Source organism: Pseudomonas sp. N40(2020), from assembly GCF_014472415.1.
GTDB lineage: Bacteria > Pseudomonadota > Gammaproteobacteria > Pseudomonadales > Pseudomonadaceae > Aquipseudomonas.
The window spans coordinates 89,434-109,300 of sequence record NZ_JACSZV010000021.1 but is presented as its reverse complement, the minus strand read 5'-3'; the positions used below and the strand labels follow the sequence as shown (position 1 = coordinate 109,300).

Annotated in this window: 20 protein-coding genes; 6 read left to right on the top strand and 14 right to left on the bottom strand. The window is 58.3% G+C overall.

Annotated features, from left to right (window positions below; translation table 11 throughout):
- Nucleotides 1-561: 561 nt before the first annotated feature.
- The 6 genes from msrQ to IAI51_RS15455 all read right to left on the bottom strand — a co-directional run bounded on the left by msrQ (nt 562) and on the right by IAI51_RS15455 (nt 6,550).
- A complete protein-coding gene (gene msrQ / locus IAI51_RS15480; RefSeq protein WP_187679257.1) occupies nt 562-1,185 on the bottom strand; it encodes a protein-methionine-sulfoxide reductase heme-binding subunit MsrQ in 624 nt (207 codons plus the stop codon).
- Nucleotides 1,185-2,198, bottom strand: a complete 1,014-nt coding sequence (gene msrP, locus IAI51_RS15475; RefSeq protein WP_187679256.1) for a protein-methionine-sulfoxide reductase catalytic subunit MsrP — start codon at nt 2,196-2,198, stop codon at nt 1,185-1,187. Before msrP ends, msrQ begins: the two co-directional genes overlap by 1 nt.
- A 63-nt stretch (nt 2,199-2,261) precedes the next feature.
- Nucleotides 2,262-3,119, bottom strand: coding sequence for a CDP-diacylglycerol--serine O-phosphatidyltransferase (gene pssA / locus IAI51_RS15470; RefSeq protein WP_187679255.1), 858 nt, complete (start codon nt 3,117-3,119; stop codon nt 2,262-2,264).
- A gap of 147 nt (nt 3,120-3,266) precedes the next feature.
- Nucleotides 3,267-4,283 (bottom strand): ketol-acid reductoisomerase, encoded by a 1,017-nt coding sequence (ilvC, locus tag IAI51_RS15465; protein WP_003228216.1) that lies wholly within the window; start codon nt 4,281-4,283, stop codon nt 3,267-3,269.
- Nucleotides 4,284-4,331: 48 nt separating this feature from the next.
- A complete protein-coding gene (gene ilvN, locus IAI51_RS15460; RefSeq protein ID WP_003176102.1) occupies nt 4,332-4,823 on the bottom strand; it encodes an acetolactate synthase small subunit in 492 nt (163 codons plus the stop codon).
- Between the two features lie 2 nt (nt 4,824-4,825).
- Nucleotides 4,826-6,550 (bottom strand): acetolactate synthase 3 large subunit, encoded by a 1,725-nt coding sequence (locus IAI51_RS15455; RefSeq protein ID WP_187679254.1) that lies wholly within the window; start codon nt 6,548-6,550, stop codon nt 4,826-4,828.
- Between the two features lie 400 nt (nt 6,551-6,950).
- Between IAI51_RS15455 and IAI51_RS15450 the strand changes: the two genes are divergently transcribed.
- Nucleotides 6,951-7,367, top strand: coding sequence for a DUF4124 domain-containing protein (locus IAI51_RS15450; protein WP_187679253.1), 417 nt, complete (start codon nt 6,951-6,953; stop codon nt 7,365-7,367).
- Between the two features lie 18 nt (nt 7,368-7,385).
- On the opposite strand, the gene IAI51_RS15445 is transcribed toward IAI51_RS15450, so the two are convergent.
- From IAI51_RS15445 to mrcB, 3 genes are read right to left on the bottom strand one after another with little or no spacing between them, the layout of a single operon-like run.
- Nucleotides 7,386-7,721: a YqcC family protein gene (locus tag IAI51_RS15445; RefSeq protein ID WP_187679252.1), complete on the bottom strand. Its 336-nt coding sequence runs from the start codon at nt 7,719-7,721 to the stop codon at nt 7,386-7,388.
- Nucleotides 7,721-8,470 carry a hypothetical protein gene (locus IAI51_RS15440; RefSeq protein ID WP_187679251.1) on the bottom strand — a complete coding sequence of 250 codons (750 nt, stop codon included), beginning with the start codon at nt 8,468-8,470 and terminating at the stop codon, nt 7,721-7,723. The genes IAI51_RS15445 and IAI51_RS15440 overlap by 1 nt, the downstream gene beginning before the upstream one ends.
- Before the next feature lie 16 nt (nt 8,471-8,486).
- The gene (gene mrcB, locus IAI51_RS15435; protein WP_187679250.1) at nt 8,487-10,811 is read right to left on the bottom strand and encodes a penicillin-binding protein 1B; all 2,325 of its coding nucleotides are present in this window, start codon (nt 10,809-10,811) and stop codon (nt 8,487-8,489) included.
- A gap of 118 nt (nt 10,812-10,929) precedes the next feature.
- Here mrcB and IAI51_RS15430 point away from each other — a divergent pair, with 118 nt between their 5' ends.
- From IAI51_RS15430 to IAI51_RS15415, 4 genes are all read left to right on the top strand, one after another.
- Complete coding sequence (locus IAI51_RS15430) at nt 10,930-12,486, top strand: AAA family ATPase (RefSeq protein WP_187679249.1); 1,557 nt, start codon at nt 10,930-10,932, stop codon at nt 12,484-12,486.
- Between the two features lie 91 nt (nt 12,487-12,577).
- Nucleotides 12,578-12,922 (top strand): pentapeptide repeat-containing protein, encoded by a 345-nt coding sequence (locus tag IAI51_RS15425; protein WP_007909940.1) that lies wholly within the window; start codon nt 12,578-12,580, stop codon nt 12,920-12,922.
- A 229-nt stretch (nt 12,923-13,151) separates the two neighbouring features.
- On the top strand, nt 13,152-13,424 hold the full coding sequence (locus tag IAI51_RS15420) for a TfoX/Sxy family protein (RefSeq protein WP_003228231.1): 273 nt from the start codon (nt 13,152-13,154) through the stop codon (nt 13,422-13,424).
- A gap of 16 nt (nt 13,425-13,440) precedes the next feature.
- Complete coding sequence (locus IAI51_RS15415; protein WP_187679248.1) at nt 13,441-14,241, top strand: Crp/Fnr family transcriptional regulator; 801 nt, start codon at nt 13,441-13,443, stop codon at nt 14,239-14,241.
- Nucleotides 14,242-14,467: 226 nt separating this feature from the next.
- Here IAI51_RS15415 and IAI51_RS15410 read toward each other — a convergent pair whose 3' ends face one another.
- Genes IAI51_RS15410 through IAI51_RS15400 form a run of 3 tightly spaced genes read right to left on the bottom strand, consistent with a single transcriptional unit; the run spans nt 14,468 to nt 17,091 of the window.
- Complete coding sequence (locus IAI51_RS15410) at nt 14,468-15,319, bottom strand: ChaN family lipoprotein (protein WP_187679247.1); 852 nt, start codon at nt 15,317-15,319, stop codon at nt 14,468-14,470.
- 21 nt (nt 15,320-15,340) lie between these two features.
- The gene (locus IAI51_RS15405; RefSeq protein WP_187679246.1) at nt 15,341-16,108 is read right to left on the bottom strand and encodes a heme ABC transporter ATP-binding protein; all 768 of its coding nucleotides are present in this window, start codon (nt 16,106-16,108) and stop codon (nt 15,341-15,343) included.
- Nucleotides 16,108-17,091, bottom strand: coding sequence for a FecCD family ABC transporter permease (locus IAI51_RS15400; RefSeq protein ID WP_187679260.1), 984 nt, complete (start codon nt 17,089-17,091; stop codon nt 16,108-16,110). Before IAI51_RS15400 ends, IAI51_RS15405 begins: the two co-directional genes overlap by 1 nt.
- 282 nt (nt 17,092-17,373) lie before the next feature.
- Between IAI51_RS15400 and IAI51_RS15395 the strand changes: the two genes are divergently transcribed.
- The gene (locus IAI51_RS15395; protein ID WP_187679245.1) at nt 17,374-17,691 is read left to right on the top strand and encodes a Rieske (2Fe-2S) protein; all 318 of its coding nucleotides are present in this window, start codon (nt 17,374-17,376) and stop codon (nt 17,689-17,691) included.
- Here IAI51_RS15395 and sfsA read toward each other — a convergent pair.
- Both sfsA and IAI51_RS15385 read right to left on the bottom strand, forming a co-directional pair.
- Nucleotides 17,688-18,401, bottom strand: a complete 714-nt coding sequence (sfsA, locus tag IAI51_RS15390) for a DNA/RNA nuclease SfsA (RefSeq protein ID WP_187679244.1) — start codon at nt 18,399-18,401, stop codon at nt 17,688-17,690. The genes IAI51_RS15395 and sfsA overlap by 4 nt on opposite strands.
- A complete protein-coding gene (locus tag IAI51_RS15385) occupies nt 18,401-19,573 on the bottom strand; it encodes a pyridoxal phosphate-dependent aminotransferase (RefSeq protein ID WP_187679243.1) in 1,173 nt (390 codons plus the stop codon). Before IAI51_RS15385 ends, sfsA begins: the two co-directional genes overlap by 1 nt.
- Nucleotides 19,574-19,867: the final 294 nt, after the last annotated feature.

The following is a 19,867-nucleotide window of genomic DNA, read 5'->3' as shown; positions in this document are numbered from 1 at the left end:
CATGATCAAACTCTTCAGTTCAAACATCTTTGGGTTTTTAAGAAACCCTAAACTTGGCTCAGCAATCGTTGGTTACATCTTTGATTTCTCGCGGAGTAACTTGTGATGCTGATAATCTTGTTGACTATCAGTCTGACCCCACAAGCACCCACACGAATTGCTTGATTCAGTTGTTAAAGAGCGGTTGGTTAAGATCTTTCGTCTCAACCGAGGCGCGCATTCTACAGCAGCCTCATTTGCTGTCAAGTGATTATTTTCAGAAGTTTTCGAAGAATTCTTCAACAACTTCAACCACTTGCGCTTCCGATCTCTCGTTAGCGGGAGGCGAATTCTACAGCGTTACTCGCTGTTGTCAACACCTCTTTTTCTCCGCTTTCGACCGAGAAGATCGAACCGTTAAAAGAGCCAAACAGCACCGCTCTTTCAACTCCTTCCAGGCTTCGATGAACTGAAGCAACCCGCTATCGAAAACCGTATAACTCATTGAATCTCAAGGAGTTTTCCGTTTCGACTGCGCCGGAAGTGGGCGAATTATAGACTTCCAGAATCTGCCGTCAACACCTAATTTCGCTTTTCTTGCAGAATCTGTTTTTTAGCCATTAAACGCGGGATTCGACGAGTAACAGGTGGCACACGCAGCAAAAGAAGCAGAGCACCTATAAAGGCATAGATAGCCCACTCTCGGAGATCAGCACGCACGATCCAAAGCATATGCAGCAAACCCAGCCCCAGAATCACATAGGCAAGACGGTGCAGCTTCTTCCAGCGCACGCCTAGACGGCGCTGACTGTAACGATTGGAAGTCACCGCCAACGCCAGCAACCCGAGAAAACCTAATGTACCGACAATAATGTATGGCCGCTTACGCAGCTCAACGCCAAGCTGCGACCAATCGAACCCGAGAATGAATGCCATGTAGCTACATAGATGTAGAACCACATAGGCAAAACACCAAAGCCCCAATTGCCGACGTACTGCGATCCACCCCGCCCAGCCGGTCAATTTTTGCATAGGCGTCATGCTCAAAGTAATCAGCAACAACACCAACGTCCCGAGTCCGAGCCGATCAACCAGGACCTTGCCAGGATCCGGCCCAAGCAAATCCTCGAAGGCTTGATAAAACCACAGCAAAGGCCAGATCGCCGCTGCAATGAAAACACCCACTCGCCAGACCGGATATCGCATCAGTAATTCTTCCGCAGATCGAGCCCTGTATATAAAGAAGCAACTTCATCCGAGTAGCCATTGAACATCTGGGTATCGCGCACATTCGGCTTGAACAGGCTGTTCGGCAACCGGCGCTCCCGTGCTTGCGTCCAGCGCGGATGGTCGACTGTAGGATTCACGTTCGCATAAAACCCGTACTCATCCGACGCAATACTCTGCCATGTCGTCTTCGGCTGCTCGCTGACCAAACTGATCCGCACGATGGATTTGACGCTCTTGAACCCATACTTCCAAGGCACAACCAAACGCAGCGGTGCGCCATTCTGATTCGGCAATTCCCGGCCATACATGCCCACAGCCAGAATCGCCAATGGATTCATCGCTTCATCCAGACGCAAGCCTTCTACATAAGGCCAGTCGATCAGGGCAAAACCAGAGCGCTGTCCTGGCATGCTCTTGGGATCCTGCAGCGTTTCGAAACGGATGTACTTGGCATTGGAGGTAGGCTCGACCTGCTTGAGCAGCGCCGAGATAGGAAAACCGATCCACGGAATAACCATCGACCAGGCTTCAACGCAGCGCAGGCGATAGATGCGCTCTTCCAGCTGATACGGTTTCATGAAGTCTTCCAGCGCATAACGCCCTGGCTTACCCACCTCCCCGTCTACCACAACACTCCAGGGTTCAGTTTTCAGCGTCCCGGCATTCGCCGCCGGGTCACCTTTGTCAGTACCGAACTCATAGAAGTTGTTGTAGTGAGTCGCGTCTTTATAAGGGGTGATCGCCTCATCCTTGACGTTGACCGCTCCCCACTTTGTAGAGGGGAGCTTCTCGGTAAACCAGGCTGGCGCTTTACCCGCCTCGACATCAGCATAGCGAGCGGCATCGTCGGCACTAGCCCAGCGCGGCAAGCTGCCGACGGCGATACCGGCGGCAGTGGCTCCAAGCAATTGGCGACGAGAGAGATAAATCGATTCAGACGTGACATCCGACTCATGGCAGTCAGATGCTTTGGGGATTTTGATCAACATGACAACTCCGCAGCTTTGGAGGACAGATGTACCCATAGACTGCGGAGTATGCGGGAAATTACATCACTCGGCGTTTTTGTGGCGACGAAGATGCAGGAGGTATTGCACTGGGCCGGAGGCCGCATAAGCGAGAAACACCAGCAGCAGAATGCGCGGTGGATCGCTGAAGACCACGGCAAACACCAACACCACCGCGAGAATCGCAACGAAAGGCACACGCCCTTTCAAGTCCAGCTCCTTGAAGCTGTTGTACTTGATGTTGCTGACCATCAGCATGCCGGCAGCGGCCACCATCAGCGCGACCAGGAACGACATCTTCGAGCCCTGGATCCCGTAATCGCTGAACGCCCAGACAATACCAGCCACCACGCCGGCGGCTGCCGGACTGGCCAGACCGATGAAGTAGCGCTTGTCGGCAGTGCCAACCTGAGTGTTGAAGCGCGCCAGACGCAGGGCCGCACCCGCTACATAGATGAAGGCGACCATCCAGCCGACCTTGCCCATATCACCCAACGCCCAGCCAAAGGCCAGCAGCGCCGGTGCCACGCCGAAAGCAACCATGTCGGACAGCGAGTCATACTCGGCGCCGAAAGCGCTTTGCGTATTGGTCATGCGCGCAACACGACCATCGAGGCCGTCGAGCACCATGGCGACGAAAATAGCGATGGCAGCGAAGGCGAAATACTTGCTCGCGTTCACCGAGTCCCCGGCGCTTAACGCAGCCTGGGCACTCATCGAGTTGATGATGGAGTAGAACCCTGCGAACAGGTTCGCTGTGGTGAACAGATTCGGCAGCAGATAGATACCACGATGCCGGACTTTACGACCTTCTGCGTCGTGCCCTTCTTCGATGTGTTCATCGATAGGCAGCAGGCTTTCGGCGTCAGAAGCCTTGTTCGGCTCTTCGGGACGTTCGCTCATGGACATTACCTTGCAACGGTTTGGAAAAAATTCGACAGGTGTCTGGGACGACGGTTCGGCCACAAACGATGCAGCTTTATACCAGAACCACCGCCTCAAACGAAAAAACGCGGCCGAGGCCGCGTTTTTCGTACAAGGGACGACGACTTAGTTTTTGGCTTTGTCGACGATCTTGTTGGCACCGATCCACGGCATCATGGAGCGCAGTTGCTCGCCGATGATTTCGATACCGTGAGCGGCGTTGTTACGACGCTTGGCGGTCATCGAAGGGTAGCCGGTTGCGCCTTCGCTGATGAACATTTTGGCGTATTCGCCGTCCTGAATACGTTTCAGGGCGTTGCGCATGGCCTGACGGGATTCGGCGTTGATCACTTCCGGACCGGTCACGTACTCGCCGTACTCAGCGTTGTTGGAGATCGAGTAGTTCATGTTGGCGATACCGCCTTCGTACATGAGGTCAACGATCAGTTTCAGTTCGTGCAGGCACTCGAAGTAGGCCATTTCCGGCGCGTAGCCAGCTTCAACCAGAGTTTCGAAACCGGCTTTGACCAGTTCAACGGTACCGCCACACAGAACGGCTTGCTCGCCGAACAGGTCAGTTTCAGTCTCGTCCTTGAAGGTGGTTTCGATGATACCGGTACGACCGCCGCCAACACCGGCAGCGTAGGACAGTGCAACGTTTTTGGCGTTGCCCGAAGCGTCCTGGTAGATCGCGATCAGGTCAGGGATACCACCACCCTTCACGAACTCGGAACGCACGGTGTGGCCCGGGGCTTTCGGCGCGATCATGATCACGTCGAGGTCGGCACGCGGAACAACCTGGTTGTAGTGGATCGCGAAACCGTGGGAGAAGGCCAGGGTGGCGCCTTTCTTGATGTTCGGCTCGATTTCGTTCTTGTACAGCGAGGACTGGAACTCGTCCGGGGTCAGGATCATGACCAGGTCGGCAGCAGCAACAGCGGAAGCAACGTCGGTCACTTTCAGGCCGTGAGCTTCAGCTTTGGCAACGGTGGCCGAACCTTTACGCAGACCAACGGTAACGTCGACACCGGAATCTTTCAGGTTGCACGCCTGGGCGTGGCCCTGGGAACCGTAACCGATGATGGCAACTTTCTTGCCCTGGATGATCGACAGGTCGCAGTCTTTATCGTAGAAAACTTTCATGAATTTCCCCTATATATCCAGGCCGTTCAGGCCATTCGCTAATTTGGTTTAGATGCTGAGTACTTTGTCGCCGCGGGCGATGCCGGTCACGCCGCTGCGGACGGTTTCCAGAATCGATGCGGTGCCGATGGACTGAATGAAGCTGTCGAGCTTGTCGCTGGTACCGGTCAATTGAACGGTATACACGCTGGCGCTGACATCGACGATCTGTCCACGGTAAATATCGGTGGTGCGTTTGATCTCGGCGCGCTGGGCGCCAGTGGCCTTGACCTTGACCAGCATCAGTTCGCGCTCGATATGAGCACTTTCCGACAGGTCCACCAGCTTGACCACTTCGATCAGCTTGTTCAGGTTTTTAGTGATCTGCTCGATGACTTCATCGTGACCAACGGTGGTCAGCGTCAGACGCGACAGGGTCGGGTCTTCGGTCGGGGCCACGGTCAGGCTTTCGATGTTGTAGTTGCGCTGCGAGAACAGGCCGACTACGCGAGACAGAGCGCCGGGTTCGTTTTCCAGAAGCAAGGAAATAATGTGCCGCATGATTAAGTACGCTCCGTCTTGCTCAGCCACATATCGCGCATCGAGCCGTCTTTGATCTGCATCGGGTAGACGTGCTCGCTGGTGTCTACCGAAATATCGATCACGACCAGGCGATCCTTCATGGCGAACGCTTCTTCCATCTTCGACTTCAAATCTTTCGAATCGGTGATGCGTACGCCAACGTGACCGTAGGCTTCAGCCAACTTGACGAAGTCAGGCAGCGATTCCATGTACGAGTGCGAGTGACGGCTGCCGTAGCTCATGTCCTGCCACTGACGCACCATCCCCAGAACACCGTTGTTCAGGATGACGATTTTTACTGGCAAGCCATATTGCAGGCAGGTCGACAGTTCCTGGATGTTCATCTGGATACTGCCTTCACCGGTGACGCAGGCAACGTCGTCTTCCGGGAAGTTCAACTTGATACCCATGGCCGCTGGGAAACCGAAGCCCATGGTGCCCAGGCCACCGGAGTTGATCCAGCGGTTAGGCTTATTGAACGTGTAGTACTGCGCAGCGAACATCTGGTGCTGGCCCACGTCGGAGGTGATAAAGGCATCGCCCTTGGTCACTTCGCAGAGGGTTTCGATCACAGTCTGTGGCTTGATCTTGCTGCCGTCGCCCTTGTCGTAAGGAAACAGGCCGCGATCACCACGCCATTCATCAACCTGCTTCCACCAACTGGCCACAGACTCCTTGTTTGGGGTCTCGCCGATTTCCTTGAGGATCGCGACCATTTCGGTCAGGACGCTCTCGACCGGACCAACGATAGGCACGTCAGCCTTGATGGTCTTGGAAATCGAAGCCGGGTCGATGTCGATGTGGATGATCTTGGCGTTCGGGCAGAACTTCGCCGCGCCGTTGATCACGCGATCGTCGAAACGCGCACCGACAGCCAGGATCACGTCGGCATGGTGCATCGCCAGGTTGGCGGTGTAGCTGCCGTGCATCCCGAGCATGCCGATAAACTGACGATCGGTGCCAGGGAAGCCGCCCAGGCCCATCAGCGTGTTGGTCACTGGCAGGTTGAGCATTTTCGCCAGTTCGGTCAGCGGTGCGGAACCGTTGCCCAGGATCACGCCGCCACCGGAGTACAGCACAGGGCGCTTGGCCGCAAGGAGCATTTCTGCCGCCTTGCGGATTTGCCCCGAGTGACCGCGAACGGCCGGGCTGTAGGAGCGCAGCTTGGCTTTCTTCGGGAAGATGTATTCGAACTTCTCGGCCGGGTTGGTCATGTCTTTCGGAATATCGACCACGACCGGACCCGGACGACCGGATTGCGCCAGGTAGAAGGCCTTCTTCATGACTTCCGGGATTTCCGAAGCGTGCTTGATCATGAAGCTGTGCTTCACGATCGGCCGGGAGATACCGATCATGTCGGTTTCCTGGAACGCGTCGGTGCCGACCATGGTGCTAGGCACCTGACCGGAAATGATCACCATTGGAATCGAATCCATATAGGCGGTGGCAATACCGGTGATGGCGTTTGTGGCGCCTGGACCGGAAGTCACCAATACCACGCCGGCTTTACCGGTGGCACGGGCGTAGCCGTCAGCCATATGGGTAGCCGCTTGCTCGTGACGAACCAGGATGTGAGTCACTTCCGGTTCTTTGAACAGGGCATCGTAAACATGCAGGAGAGCACCACCCGGGTACCCGTAGATATATTTGACGCCTTCGTCACGCAAGAAGCGGACGAGCATCTCACCGCCAGATAAAAGCTCCACGTTGTTCACCTCTAAAACGCCAGAATACCGCCCACGAAAAATGGGACGGGTCTTAATAGGTTTACTTCTCGGCAGAGCATGAGCGACGGTGGTCGCCGACTACGTCAGCACTGACTGAGCAAGTATTGGGATCGTCCCAAGTGTTGCGGGCCTTTCCCACCCAGCGCGAGGTAACGCGTTGCGGGTGTAACAGGTCGGCGCGGATGTGCGCCTCATGATCTACCGAGTGGGTCTGCTTCTGGCAGTCCCTCTACAGCGGACTTTGGATTCTTCTGTTTCGCCCTCTCCAAGTCAAGCCGTCTATGTGCTTAATTGTGGGTAAGCACATGAGAACGCAAGAAAAAACCTGAAAACAGCTACTCTGTTAGCGTCAATTGCGCAATTTTGCTAAGGAATCAGCATGCGAATGCTTCTGTTAACCCTGCTGATCGGCCTCAGCCCATGGTGCACGGCCGCTCAGATCTACAAATGGGTCGATGCCCAAGGTGTCACTCACTTTGATGCACAACCTCCCCAAGGCCAGCCGTCCACTACTCTGCAGACGCCCTCCTCGCCTGCGGCAAAACCGGCGCCAATGCCGGGTGGCGGCGTGATGGGCGATCAGAAAGCCATCGACGACAAGGTCAAGAAGCAAGTCGCCGATCAACAAGCGCAGCTCAAGGCGTTTTGCGAGCAGGCACGTACGAATCTTGCGCAATTGCACAACAATCCGCGTTTGCGGGAGGAAGTTGAGGGGGAGTTGCGGCGGCTGAGCGATGCACAACGTCAGGAGCGCATCGTCGAAGCGCAGAAGCAGATTGCGGAAAACTGCCAGTAACAACTGGCAGCTTCCGGTTCAGCGCGAAGCAGTAATCAACTGATCAAACTGTTTGAGCAATAACTGAAGCTGCCGATCCTTGCCCTGCATATTGCGCTGGGCGAAGACCATTTCAGCCATTTCCTGAATGCCCGAGGCGTTCGGCAAAGGCAGATCCTGCTCGAGGATCATCTTCATCCGAGGCAGGAAGATCCATTGCAGCCACTGCTCGAAGTCCAGCGTGTCGACCGAGAATGGCTCGACGCTGCTCAAGGCTTCTACCGACGGCTGAACTTCATCCCACCAACCCTGCGTGCGCAGCTCACGCTCAATCAGCAACAGCTGATCGGCGATTTTCGGGAAACGACTATCCATCACAACGAAACCTTGGCCTTCTGGCGAGCCTGCGCAGCGCCAGCGGAATCACCTTGTTTCTCACGGGACTGAGCGATGATTTCCCACAGGCTGGCCTGCAAGTCCGGACGGCCGTTGGCCATGGTCAGTGCACGACGGGCAAACTGCTCGGCTTGCGGCGCATCGCCTTGGGCCATACGCACCTGTGCCAGGCGATAAAGCACTTGCGGCTCACGCGGGGCAACACGCTGCGCGCGCTCCAGGCTGGACGACGCACCATTGAGGTCGCCACCGGCCTGTTGCTGTTGGGCAGTCGTCAGCAAGGCGAGTACCGGACCGTCCAGTTGCTCGTCCGCCGACAGACCGCCGCCGCTGCTGGCCGAAGGAATGCCGCTCGGCGTCGAAGGCATGCTGTAGCTGCCGGAGTTGATCGGTGCCGACTCGACTGGCGAAGGGTTGTACGGCCCCGGCGTGATGCCGCCGGATGCCGGGCCCGGCACGATCGGCGAAGAGCTGATCGGCGCCGATGTTGCCGCGCCGCCGCCCGGCACCATCACCACAACGCCAGTATCACCTTGCGGTATGGCCTGAGTCTGGCCCTGCGCAGGACGCTTGACCGTGGTTTGACGGAAGCCGCCATTGGCCGAAATACGTTCGCTGTTGGACACAGCCGTGCCCGAATCAACCACCGGAATCGAACCACGCTGTACGGTGGAGCAGCCGCTGAGCAAAGCCACGGCAGTCACCGCTGGAATCAACCACTTGTTCACTTGAAACCCTCTTCGCTTAATTCATCCAGCCCTTGACCCAATCCATCACCGACTCGCCGGGAGCAGGCGTTTCGCTTGCACAGGCAGCGCCGGGTGGTGGTTCGCTGCCGCGAATATACGGCATCTGCACCGCCCCAGGGCAGTTGGCATCAGAGCCTTGCCCGGTACGCGAATCGACCCACGCCTGGACGATGTTGTCCGGCTGCGGCATGTCCAGCGGCAGCGGGTCAGCCTTGCGCATGAAACTTGTCCAGACCTGCAACGCACCGGTAGCACCAGTGAATGGCGTCTTGCCGTTGTCATCGCGTCCCAGCCAGACCACCGCCAGCAGATCCTGACTGAAACCGGCGAACCAGCTGTCACGCGAGTCGTTACTGGTACCGGTCTTGCCGGCCAGTGTCAGGGTCTTGGGCAGCACGTTGTAAACCGAACTGCCGGTGCCTTCACGCATGACCCGCTGCATGGCGTTCTGGATCAGGTAAATGGACGCCGGATCGAAACGCTGCTGAATCTGGAACGGATAACGCTTGAGCGGCTCGCCTTCGGCGGTCAGCACGCTGCGAATCCCGCGCATCGGCGTATTGAAACCACCGTTGGCAAGGGTCTGATACATGGTCGCCACTTCGATCGGGGTCATACCGCCGGCACCCAGCAACATCGATGGGAATGCCGGAAACTCGCGCGTCACACCCAGGCGCCCCAGCGTCTTGAGGACATTCGGTACGCCCACTTCCAGGCCCAGACGCGAGGTCGACAGGTTGTAGGAATGCGCCAGGCCCTGATAGAGGAACACAGTGCCGTGGGAACGACGATCGTAGTTCTGTGGTTTCCACACCTGACCGTTCGCCCCCTTGACCGACAACGGATCATCCGACAACCAACTGGTCAGGGTGTATTGGCTCGGTTTTTCCAGCGCGGTGAGATACACCGCCGGCTTGATCAACGAGCCGATCGGTCGTACCGCATCCAGTGCCCGGTTGAAGCCGGCATAGCTTGCCTGTCGGCTGCCGATCATCGCCTGGACTTCGCCGGTTTCCGGATTGGTCACGACCATCGCCGCTTCAACGTCATCGGAGCCTTTGCGCCCGGACAGACGCTTAAAGGTGTCGTTGACCGACGCCTCGGCTTTCATCTGCAGAATCGGGTCGAAACTGGTGAAGATCCGCAGACCTTCTTCGGTCAAGTCTTCGTCGCGGTAGTCTTCACGCAACTGGCGTTTGACCAGATCGATAAAGCCCGGGAACGAGCTGTCGGCCAGCTTGCCGCGAGTGGTTACACCCAGTGGCATTTTCTTCGCTGCTTCGACCTGCTCCGCCGTTGCGACGCCTTGTTGCTCAAGCACATCGAGCACCAGATTACGGCGTTCCAGCGCACGCTCGGGATTGCGCCGCGGGTTGTAATAGGACGGGCCTTTGACCATTCCCACCAGCATCGCGACTTGATGCAGCTTCAACTCGGACAGAGGCTGACCGAAGAAGAACTGACTGGCCAGACCGAAACCGTGCACCGCGCGTTGGCCGTCCTGTCCGACGAAGACTTCGTTGAGGTAGGCCTCAAGAATTTCCTTCTTGTCGTAATGCAGCTCCAACAGCATCGCCATCATCGCTTCGGTGAGCTTGCGTGACAGGCTGCGTTCGTTGGTGAGGTAGAAGTTTTTCACCAACTGCTGGGTCAGCGTACTGCCGCCCTGGGTCATCTTGCCGCCGGACGTGTTGACCCAGATGGCGCGGGCAATCGACTTCGGCGACACGCCCCAGTGACTGTAGAAATCCCGATCCTCAACCGCAACCAGGGTTTCCAGCAGATATGGCGGCACTTGATCGAGTTTGATCAGAATGCGGTCTTCAAGATTCTTCGGATAAATCCCGCCGATCAGCACCGGTTCCAGGCGCACCACTGACAGCTTGGAGCCGTTGGTGGCTGAAAGCTCGGCGACATAATCGCCCGAGAAGCGCACGCGCACCGGTTGCGCTTTCTCCAGACCTTCATAGAACTGGAAGCCACGGGTATTCAGATCGACGGTGTTGCCGCTGACGGCAGCGGCGCCAGGGCCATTGCTCACGGCTTCGCGGCGATAGCCGAGGGCATCGAGTTCGGTGAGGAAATCGTCCTTGCTGAGCTTTTGTCCGACGAACAGCTCAAGCGGGCGCGCGTAGACCTTGGCCGGGATGGTCCAGCGCTTGCCGGAGAACTTCTCCTGCACCACGGCATCGAGGTAAACGGCGAAGCCGGCCAGCACCACAAGGCCGACCAGACTGAGTTTAATGGCCCAACCCAACCATGGGCGCAAGCCCTTGGCAGGTGGTTTTTTAGGAGTGCGGGGGGATCGAGTTCGAGTCATGGCGGCGGATTATACGCACTTTATTCATACTCAACAGGAGCGCTCCGAGGTTTGCGTCGGGCTGGCGAGCGGCCATAATGGCGACCTCGATTTTCCCCCAGTCTCTGAAGGATCGCCCGTGAGCCAGTCACTGATCGCTGCCCTGCAAAACCCGGCCCTCTACCCGCACCCCGTCGAAGGGTTCCAGGTCATCGAAACCCATATCTCGTGGGTGATCCTCACCGGTCCCTTTGCTTATAAAGTGAAGAAGCCCGTGAATTTCGGCTTCCTCGACTTCACCAATCTCGAACAACGCGGACACTTTTGCGGCGAAGAACTGCGTCTGAACCAGCGCCTGACCGACGATTTGTATCTGGAGGTGTTGCCTGTCACCGGCAGCGTCGAAGCCCCACAACTGGGCGGCGACGGCCCGGCTATCGAATACGTGCTGAAAATGCGTCAGTTCCCGCAGGCCGGTTTGCTCAGCACCTTGCAAGCCAATGGCGAGCTGACCACCCAGCACATCGATGAAATGGCCGAGCAGATCGCCAGATTCCACCTCACCGCCCCGAAAGTCCCGGCCGAGCACGACGCCGGCACCCCGGACAGCGTGATGGCGCCGGTATCGCAAAACTTCGAACAGATCCTGCCGTTCCTCAGCGACAAAAATGACCTGCTGCAACTTGAAGCCTTGAAAGCCTGGGCCGAAAGCAGCTTTGCGCGTCTCAAGCCACTGTTCGCCCAGCGCAAGGCCGAAGGCTTCACCCGCGAGTGCCACGGCGATATTCACTTGGGTAACGCTACTGTCATTGACGGCAAAGTGGTGATCTTCGACTGCATCGAATTCAACGAACCGTTCCGCTTCACTGACGTCTGGGCCGACACCGGTTTCCTGGCAATGGACCTGGAAGATCGCGGCCTGAAATCCCTGGCCCGCCGCTTCATCAGCCAATACCTGGAACTGACCGGCGACTATCAAGGCCTGGAAGTGCTGAACTTCTATAAAGCCTACCGCGCACTGGTTCGCGCAAAAGTAGCGCTGTTCAGCATGCCGGCAGACGCGACCCCGGTGCAGCGCGCCACCACCCTGCGCCAGTACCGCAACTACGCCAACCTGGCGGAAAGCTACAGCACCATTCCTTCGCGCTTCATGGCGATCACCCACGGCGTTTCCGCTGTCGGCAAGAGCCACGTGGCCATGCGTCTGGTCGAAGCGCTGGGGGCGATCCGCCTGCGCTCCGATGTTGAGCGCAAGCGTCTGTTCGGCGAGCAAACCGTCGCCAATGATGTACAGGCCGGCATTTATAGTGCCGACGCCAGCGCCAAGACCTACGCGCGCCTGCATGAAATCGCTGACGTGATCCTGCACGCCGGTTTCCCGGTGGTGATTGACGCCACTTACCTCAAGCGCGAGCAACGTGACAGCGCGGCTCAAGTCGCCGAAGCCACCGGCACGCCGTTCCTGATTCTCGACTGCAACGCGCCGCAAGCGGTGATCGAGAGCTGGCTGGCGATTCGTCAGGCAGACAAACAGGATCCGTCCGACGCCACGCTGGCAGTGATCGAAGCTCAGCAGGCCAATCGCGAAGCGCTGACGCCGGAAGAAATCCTGCGCAGCAAACGCGTGCAGACCAATGAATCCGGCACACTGGACACCGTGGTCGCGCAAATCCGCCAACGCCTGCCAGGCCTGTAAGAAACTATTTCAGCCGTGAAGCCCTCGCTGGCTTCACGGCTGCCAAATAGTGGCACTATACTGGCGCCATAAAACCAACAGGTGATGTGACATGAGCCAGCCGAAACTTCTCGACACCCCGCTGTATGCCTTGCTGCACAAAGATGACATCACAGGTTTCAACAAGGAACGCCCGCAAGACGGACCGATCGATATGGTAGGCGGCGACTTCCGTGGCCTCGACCTGCGTGAACTGAACGCCGATGGCGTGGATTTCCGGGACGCGTATTTCCGTTCCGCCGATTTGCGTGGCATTGATTTCCGCAACGCATCGCTGGAAGGTGCAAGCTTGGCCCACGCACAGATTTCCGGTGCGTACTTTCCGCCGGAGCTGAGCGCTGACGAGATTCTGATGTCGATGAACTTCGGTACACGCCTGCGTTATCGCACTCGCTAAGCGCTTCTGCCTGATGTGTCCAGCGCCCCCGCTTTGCGCTGGACTGCTTGCTGTGCGGATTTTTCCCGCGCCATGGCATCCCTCCCCGCCCGCCTATCCTGCTGAAAATTGCGACCGTTCTTAGAAGCGTTTGCGTTGAATCCGACCAAACAACCACGCTTTTCCTACTGATGGCTACACTCCTGAGAAGCTCGCCCCACGCACCATTCGGCCGTCGCAAGGAGGCTTGATGAATGATGAACTGCAACACCTGAAGAATCTTGGCAAGACGTCGGCGCAATGGCTGCATGCCGTGGGTATCCACAGCGCCTCGGACTTGCGTCGCCTGGGCGCGGTGGACGCCTACCGGGCCGTGCGTACCCGCGGGTTTCGCGCATCGAAGGTGTTGTTGTATGCGATCGAAGGCGCATTGATGGATGTTCACTGGAACGACATCCCCGCCGAGCGCAAGGACGCCTTGAACAAGCAACTCGAAGCCATTTCCTCACGTCACAAGAACTGAACGGGCGCTGACCGTCATGTACCTGCTTGGGGAACAATCGGCATTTGCCGACTCAGTGATCAACCGTTTGCAGAATTTTCCTGCGCAGTGGCTGGAAGACCTCGTGCCGTGCGGCCCGGTGATTGAACTGGAGACGACCGATGACTTGATGGCGCAGTTGCCCGGCGATCAGTTGTTTCTGCTGACGGAAGGCGTAATCAACGGGTACATCGGTGTACGAGCACTGTTCTATTGGCAGGAAGGTGACTTGATCGGCCTACAACAGGGTGACGCTTGGGTCGATTGCCGTCTGTGCAATGAAGGACCGTTGCGCTTGTTGCCCTATCGCCGCAGCGATGTGTTCGGGCATTTGTATGCTGACGCCAACCGGGCGAACCAATTTCTCGAGTACCTGCTGGGCCAAATGGCACTCCTCGCCCACGCCGTGGCCGAACTGAAACCGCGGGAGTTTCGCAGTACCAACGGTTTCAAACGGGTCGAGGCCGGTGAAGTGCTGATCCACCAAGGCGATGCCGCCGATCACGTGTTTGTCATCATCGACGGGCATGCCGAAGCCTTTGTCGATGGACATAAGGTCGGCGAAGTGCCCAAGGATGAGATTTTTGGAGCCATGGCGGTGTTCACCGGGGAGCCACGAAATGCCACAGTAATTGCTCGTGATTCGAGCACGGTGATGCTGATTCCCGGTGATCAGTTTTTGAGCATGACCCGCAGCAATCCGAAGATTGCCCACAGCCTGATCGAAAGCATGGCGCGGCGCATCAGCCAGCTCAACGGCCAGATCACTCAACTGACTGCGGTCAAAACCCAGTTTTAAGTCCCCGTTTTCCGGGGCATTCCGGCCAATCCCGAGATTAAATCAGGCAAATGAAAAAACAGAGGTTGACTCGGTAATGAGAATCGCTATGATTATCACAACTGGTCGCGAGATCAGTCGATATTCTGAAAAGCCCTTGGTTCGGACTCTCAGATTATCTCCTCATCAGGCTAATCACGGTTATTTGACCCGGTTTTTACCGGGTCTTTTTTTGCCTGTGGAAAAGTCACTTGCCGAACTGTTTGCGCATTTCTTCGCAGTAATCACGCTTGGGCATGGCCGGGGTGTACCAGACGTAATCGGCCATCGCCGCCGTAACCTCGGCGCCCTGCTCCGCCAGCATCAGCACTGCAGGAGCCTGGGTAGCGCCCAGATCCACAACATGCAGCGGCACCCCGACATCCTTGCGTGCATGCCAGGCACCCGCCAGCAGCAACGACGGTGTGGGCGCATCCAATAAACGCTCGGCCATGCGCCGATCGCGTTGTTGCTGAACCGCCAGCATCGCCGGCATCTGCGACTCAGGCAGCAGGCCACAGTGGGAATCGCTGATCTGCTCCAGCAAAACAGTTTTCACCGATTGAGCATTGCTGCGCTCCCCCGGCATAACGGATGGATTGCGATAAAAGCTGCGGATTTCGTTGTTATCCAGATTCGCCGCCAGCAACGGATACGGCTGTGTGAGGGCGAAGCGAACAATCGGCCCATAGAGACTCCAGTCCCAACCCTCCTGCCAGGCCAATGCGTCAGGAAGGTTGTCGGGCTGAGACGCAGACTGGCGTAGCGCATCAACCTTCGGCTGCTGATCCGGCGTGAGCATTTCCAACAACAGGCTGCCTTGCGACCGCTGTTTGCCAAGAGACTGCAAAAGCCATAACTGCGCGGCGTGGTGATCGGCGTTGTCATGCTGCTCGCCGATGATCAGCCGCTGCGGTTCAGCAAGACGTGTGAGCAGTTGCTGCGCGGTCAGCACCTGACCGCTGTGCAGGTCACGAATCTCGCCACTGACTGGCGGTGGCGCGGCAACATGCTGACACCCCGCGAGCAACAACACCGCCAACAGCCACATTCCTCGCATGCAATCACCTCAATGAGAAAGTCAGCGGGCGATGATCAGCGGATGCCCACGCTCCGGGTGCGGCTGCACCAATACTTCGAGACCGAACACGGCTTTGAGCGTGTCCGGCCGCAACACTTGCTGCGGCGTGTCCAGCGCAACCGGTCGCCCGCCCTCAAGCAGCAACACGCGATCACAATAACGCGCAGCCAGATTCAGATCATGCAGGATCACCATCACTGCCGCGCCGCGATCGGCAAACTCGCATACGGCCTGCAAAGTCGTGTGTTGATGCAGCGGATCAAGCATCGACGTCGGCTCATCCAGCAGCAATGTCTGCCCGACCTGCCCCGGCCAGAGTTGCGCCAGCACCCGCGCCAGATGCACGCGCTGGCGCTCACCGCCCGACAATGCCAGATAGCTGCGCCCGCTCAGATGCCCGGCATCCGCCGCCGCCAATGCTGCGGCGACAATCTCGTCATCACGCACTCGACCGCTTTGATAAGGCAAACGCCCCATGCCGACCACCTCTTCAACGCGAAAGGCGAAATTCAGGGTCGAAACCTGCGGTAACACGGCCAATCGTCGAGCGCGTTGCGTGCCCGTCCAATGTGCCAACGACTGGCCATCAAGCGAGACCTCGCCTTCACTTGGCGCCAGTTCACCGCATAAGGCACCAAGCAAAGTACTTTTACCGGCGCCGTTCGGCCCCAGCACGCCGAGCACTTCGCCCGGTTCGAGTTGCAGGGTGACCTCGCTGAGAACGGTCTTGCGGCCGCGACGGATATGCAGATTTTGCGCACGCAACATCAGGCACGCCCTCGCAGCAGCAAATAAAGGAAGAACGGCGCGCCGATAAACGCCGTGACGATCCCGATCGGCAATTCCGCCGGCGCCAGCGCCAGACGCGCCACCAGATCAGCCAGCAACAACAGACTAGCCCCGGCCAACACCGAGGCCGGCAGCAATACTCGATGATCGGGACCTGCGAGCAAGCGCACCAGATGCGGCACCACCAGTCCAACGAAGCCGATCATCCCCGCAGCAGCCACTGCCGCGCCGACACCCAGCGCCGTACAAAACACCAGTTCACGCTTGAGCCGTTCGACATCAACCCCCAAATGCCCGGCCTCGGACTCGCCGAGCAGCAAGGCATTCAGCGCTTTCGCCCGGCGCGGCAACCACAGGGCAACGCCGGCGCTGATGATCAGCAATGGCCACAACCGCGCATAACTGGCGCCATTGAGACTGCCGAGGTTCCAGAAGGTCAGCGTGCGCAGGGTCGCGTCGTCCGCCAGATAAGTGAACAGTCCGACCGCCGAACTGGCCAGCGCGGTCAGCGCGATCCCCGCCAGTAACATCGTCGCGACATTGGTTTGCCCGTTGTGCCGGCCGAGTCGATAAACCAGCGCCGTCACCCCTAGCCCACCGAGGAACGCGCACACCGATAACAAATAAGGCCCGAACCATTCCGGTAAACCGCCAAAAAACGAGCCGCCGACAATCGCAATTGCCGCGCCCAACGCCGCGCCACTGGAAACCCCGACCAGCCCCGGATCCGCCAAAGGATTACGAAACAATCCCTGCATCGCCACACCGGACAAGGCCAGTACACCGCCGACCGCCAACCCGAGCAACGTTCGCGGCAGACGAATCTGTCCGAGAATCAGCTCAGCCTGCTCCAGCCCTTCCGGAGCCAGCGGTACGCCAATCAGGCGCAACGCCGCACGCAACGTATCGAACAACGGCAGGCTGACCGGCCCCAGCGCCAGCGACAACCAGATTGCCAGCAGACACAGGAGTGTCAGGCCGATGAACAGGCCACGAGGTTTGAGCAGTGTGGTCATTGGCCACTCTTGGCTGGGTAGAAACCGTCAGACAGGGTTTTCACAACGCGGGTACTCAGGCGCATACACAGCTTCCTTGAACAAGGTTTCCCGGGCGTAGGGATGACAGGCCAAGTATCCTCGGCATCTGGCAGGCGCCTGCGGGTGAAGGCCGCCATTTGATAATTGTTTGCATTTAAACGTCAAGCTCGGACATATCCGGTCACGAGCCGACTTTAGAGGATAGCCATGAAGTTTCTGTGCGCGAGCGCCGATCTGGCCGAGGCCGGCAGTCGCGGTTTTGATATTGATGGTAAAAAGCTGTTTGCCGTGCGCCGCAACGGTCAGGCGTATGTCTACCTGAATCGCTGCCCGCATCGCGGTGTGGGTCTGGAATGGCACCCGAACCAGTTTCTCGACCCGAGCAACAGCCTGATCCAGTGCGCCACCCACGGCGCACTGTTTCTGATCGAGGACGGCGAGTGCGTTTCCGGGCCCTGCGCCGGGCAGGCGCTGACGACTATAGATTGCCGCGAAGATGCACAGGGCGTGTGGATCGATGTTTAACCGTTGAGCAATACGTCGAGTCGCCGGTCGATCACCATCTCTTCATGGTTAAGCCGAACGCCGTAAGCCAGGACTTCAACGCCACAGGCCACCGCTTCGCGCAGGGCATCGGCGTAGGCCGAATCGATTTCCACCGCAGGACGCACCGCTTCAATCCCGGTGAGATTGACGCAATACAACTGCACCGCGCGAATCCCGTCCCGCGCCAGATGCGCCAGCTCGCGCAGATGCTTGGCACCGCGCTGGGTCACGGCATCGGGAAACGCCGCCACTGCCGTGCCATCGAAGCCCAGAGTGACGCTTTTCACTTCTACATAAGCGGGGCCGCTGGGGTATTCGAGGCGGAAATCGATGCGGCTTTTTTCCTGTCCGTAAGCCACTTCGCGCTTCAACGCGGTAAACCCGTTCAACTCGGTGATGACACCGGCCTGCAAGGCTTCTTCCACCAGCCCGTTGGCGCGCCCGGTGTTCACGCAAAACAACCGACCCTGTGGGGTTTCGCCGATTTCCCAGGTGCCGGGCAACTTGCGCTTCGGGTCGTTGGAGCGACTGAACCAGACCTGCCCACCCTCGACCTGACAGTTGAGCATCGAACCAGTGTTCGGGCAGTGAATGGTCAGCATCTCGCCGCCAACGGTTTCGATATCGGCGAGAAAACGCTTGTAACGTCGAATCAGCCGCGCCTCTTCCAGAGGAGGATAAAAGCGCATCAGCCTTGCCAACTCTTCAAGCCACGGGCGATTCGCTCGACTGCTTCCTGTAGGCGCGGGAGGTTTTGCGTGTAGGCAAAACGAACATGGTGACTGGCCTGATAGCGACCGAAATCCAGACCAGGGGTAAACGCGACGTGCTCGGTTTCGAGGAAATGACGACAGAACGCGAAGGCATCACCGCCGAACCGGCTGATATCTGCATACAAATAGAAAGCACCTTCGGGCTCAACGGCGATGTTGAACCCCAACTCGCGCAATGCCGGAAGGAGAAAGTCACGACGACGTCCGAACTCGGCGCGGCGCTCTTCGAGAATCGCAATGGTGTCCGGCTCGAAACAGGCCAGCGCGGCGTACTGGGCCATGCTCGGCGCGCTGATGTAAAGGTTCTGCGCGAGTTTCTCCAGCTCACTGACCGCCGCATCCGGGGCTACCAGCCAGCCGAGACGCCACCCCGTCATGCCGAAGTATTTGGAGAAACTGTTGAGGACAAAAGCGCTGTCATCGACTTCCAGCACACTCGCCGCGTCGGTGCCGTAAGTCAGGCCGTGATAGATCTCGTCCACCACCAGATGCCCGTGCCGCGCCTTGATGGCTGTGGATAACCCGGCCAGCTCATCTCGGGTCAGGATCGTGCCGGTCGGGTTGGCCGGCGAGGCCACCAATGCACCGACGCTGTCGTTATCCCAATGGCGCTCGACCAGATCTGGGGTCAGTTGATAACGCACGTCAGGCCCTACAGGAACCAGCTGCGCCGCGCCTTCGACCAGGCGCAAGAAGTGCCGGTTGCACGGATAGCCCGGGTCTGCCAACAGCCAGTGTTTGCCGGGATCGACCAACAACGCGCTGGCGAGCAACAAGGCGCCGGAGCCGCCCGGAGTGATCAGAATCCGCCGTGGGTCGATATTCAGGCCATAGCGCGATTGATAAAACCCGGAAATCGCCTCGCGCAGTTCAGGAATACCGCGCGCCGCGGTGTAACGGGTCTTGCCCGCCGTCAGCGCCGCGTGCCCGGCACGAATGATCGGCTCGGCCGTGGTGAAGTCTGGCTCGCCGATTTCCAGGTGGATCACATCGTGGCCTTCAGCCTGCAGCTCGTTGGCCCGCGCCAGCAGCGCCATCACATGGAACGGTTCGATCGCACGACTGCGCGCACTGTAGGGCTGAGCCATTGGCCTTCCTTCGACGGGAGAAAAGAAACGATTCTACCCATCTGCCGGAACGAGCGAGAACCCGTAGCGGTCACAGCCTCAAGAACTCTGGAATGTAATGACACACGCGTACCCTCCAGGATTGACTAAAATCAGTGATTGAACAGGTCTCACACACCGCCAGACACGGCTTGCCAAACATTTGCAAGCGCCACCCGCCGGGGCCTCGACATCCGGGAGTAGCGCGGGCCGAATTGATCTGGTAAGTTCGCCCGCTTGCAGCCGCAGGGCCGGCAGGTGTCGGTGATGGAGCAA

Excerpts from the sequence above, each read along its gene's own strand:
- msrQ (WP_187679257.1), bottom strand. The coding sequence starts at position 1,185 with ATGCGATATCCGGTCTGGCGAGTGGGTGTTTTCATTGCAGCGGCGATC.
- msrP (WP_187679256.1), bottom strand. The coding sequence starts at position 2,198 with ATGTTGATCAAAATCCCCAAAGCATCTGACTGCCATGAGTCGGATGTC.
- pssA (WP_187679255.1), bottom strand. The coding sequence starts at position 3,119 with ATGAGCGAACGTCCCGAAGAGCCGAACAAGGCTTCTGACGCCGAAAGC.
- ilvC (WP_003228216.1), bottom strand. The coding sequence starts at position 4,283 with ATGAAAGTTTTCTACGATAAAGACTGCGACCTGTCGATCATCCAGGGC.
- ilvN (WP_003176102.1), bottom strand. The coding sequence starts at position 4,823 with ATGCGGCACATTATTTCCTTGCTTCTGGAAAACGAACCCGGCGCTCTG.
- IAI51_RS15450 (WP_187679253.1), top strand. The coding sequence starts at position 6,951 with ATGCGAATGCTTCTGTTAACCCTGCTGATCGGCCTCAGCCCATGGTGC.
- IAI51_RS15445 (WP_187679252.1), bottom strand. The coding sequence starts at position 7,721 with ATGGATAGTCGTTTCCCGAAAATCGCCGATCAGCTGTTGCTGATTGAG.
- mrcB (WP_187679250.1), bottom strand. The coding sequence starts at position 10,811 with ATGACTCGAACTCGATCCCCCCGCACTCCTAAAAAACCACCTGCCAAG.
- IAI51_RS15425 (WP_007909940.1), top strand. The coding sequence starts at position 12,578 with ATGAGCCAGCCGAAACTTCTCGACACCCCGCTGTATGCCTTGCTGCAC.
- IAI51_RS15420 (WP_003228231.1), top strand. The coding sequence starts at position 13,152 with ATGAATGATGAACTGCAACACCTGAAGAATCTTGGCAAGACGTCGGCG.
- IAI51_RS15415 (WP_187679248.1), top strand. The coding sequence starts at position 13,441 with ATGTACCTGCTTGGGGAACAATCGGCATTTGCCGACTCAGTGATCAAC.
- IAI51_RS15410 (WP_187679247.1), bottom strand. The coding sequence starts at position 15,319 with ATGCGAGGAATGTGGCTGTTGGCGGTGTTGTTGCTCGCGGGGTGTCAG.
- IAI51_RS15405 (WP_187679246.1), bottom strand. The coding sequence starts at position 16,108 with ATGTTGCGTGCGCAAAATCTGCATATCCGTCGCGGCCGCAAGACCGTT.
- IAI51_RS15395 (WP_187679245.1), top strand. The coding sequence starts at position 17,374 with ATGAAGTTTCTGTGCGCGAGCGCCGATCTGGCCGAGGCCGGCAGTCGC.
- sfsA (WP_187679244.1), bottom strand. The coding sequence starts at position 18,401 with ATGCGCTTTTATCCTCCTCTGGAAGAGGCGCGGCTGATTCGACGTTAC.
- IAI51_RS15385 (WP_187679243.1), bottom strand. The coding sequence starts at position 19,573 with ATGGCTCAGCCCTACAGTGCGCGCAGTCGTGCGATCGAACCGTTCCAT.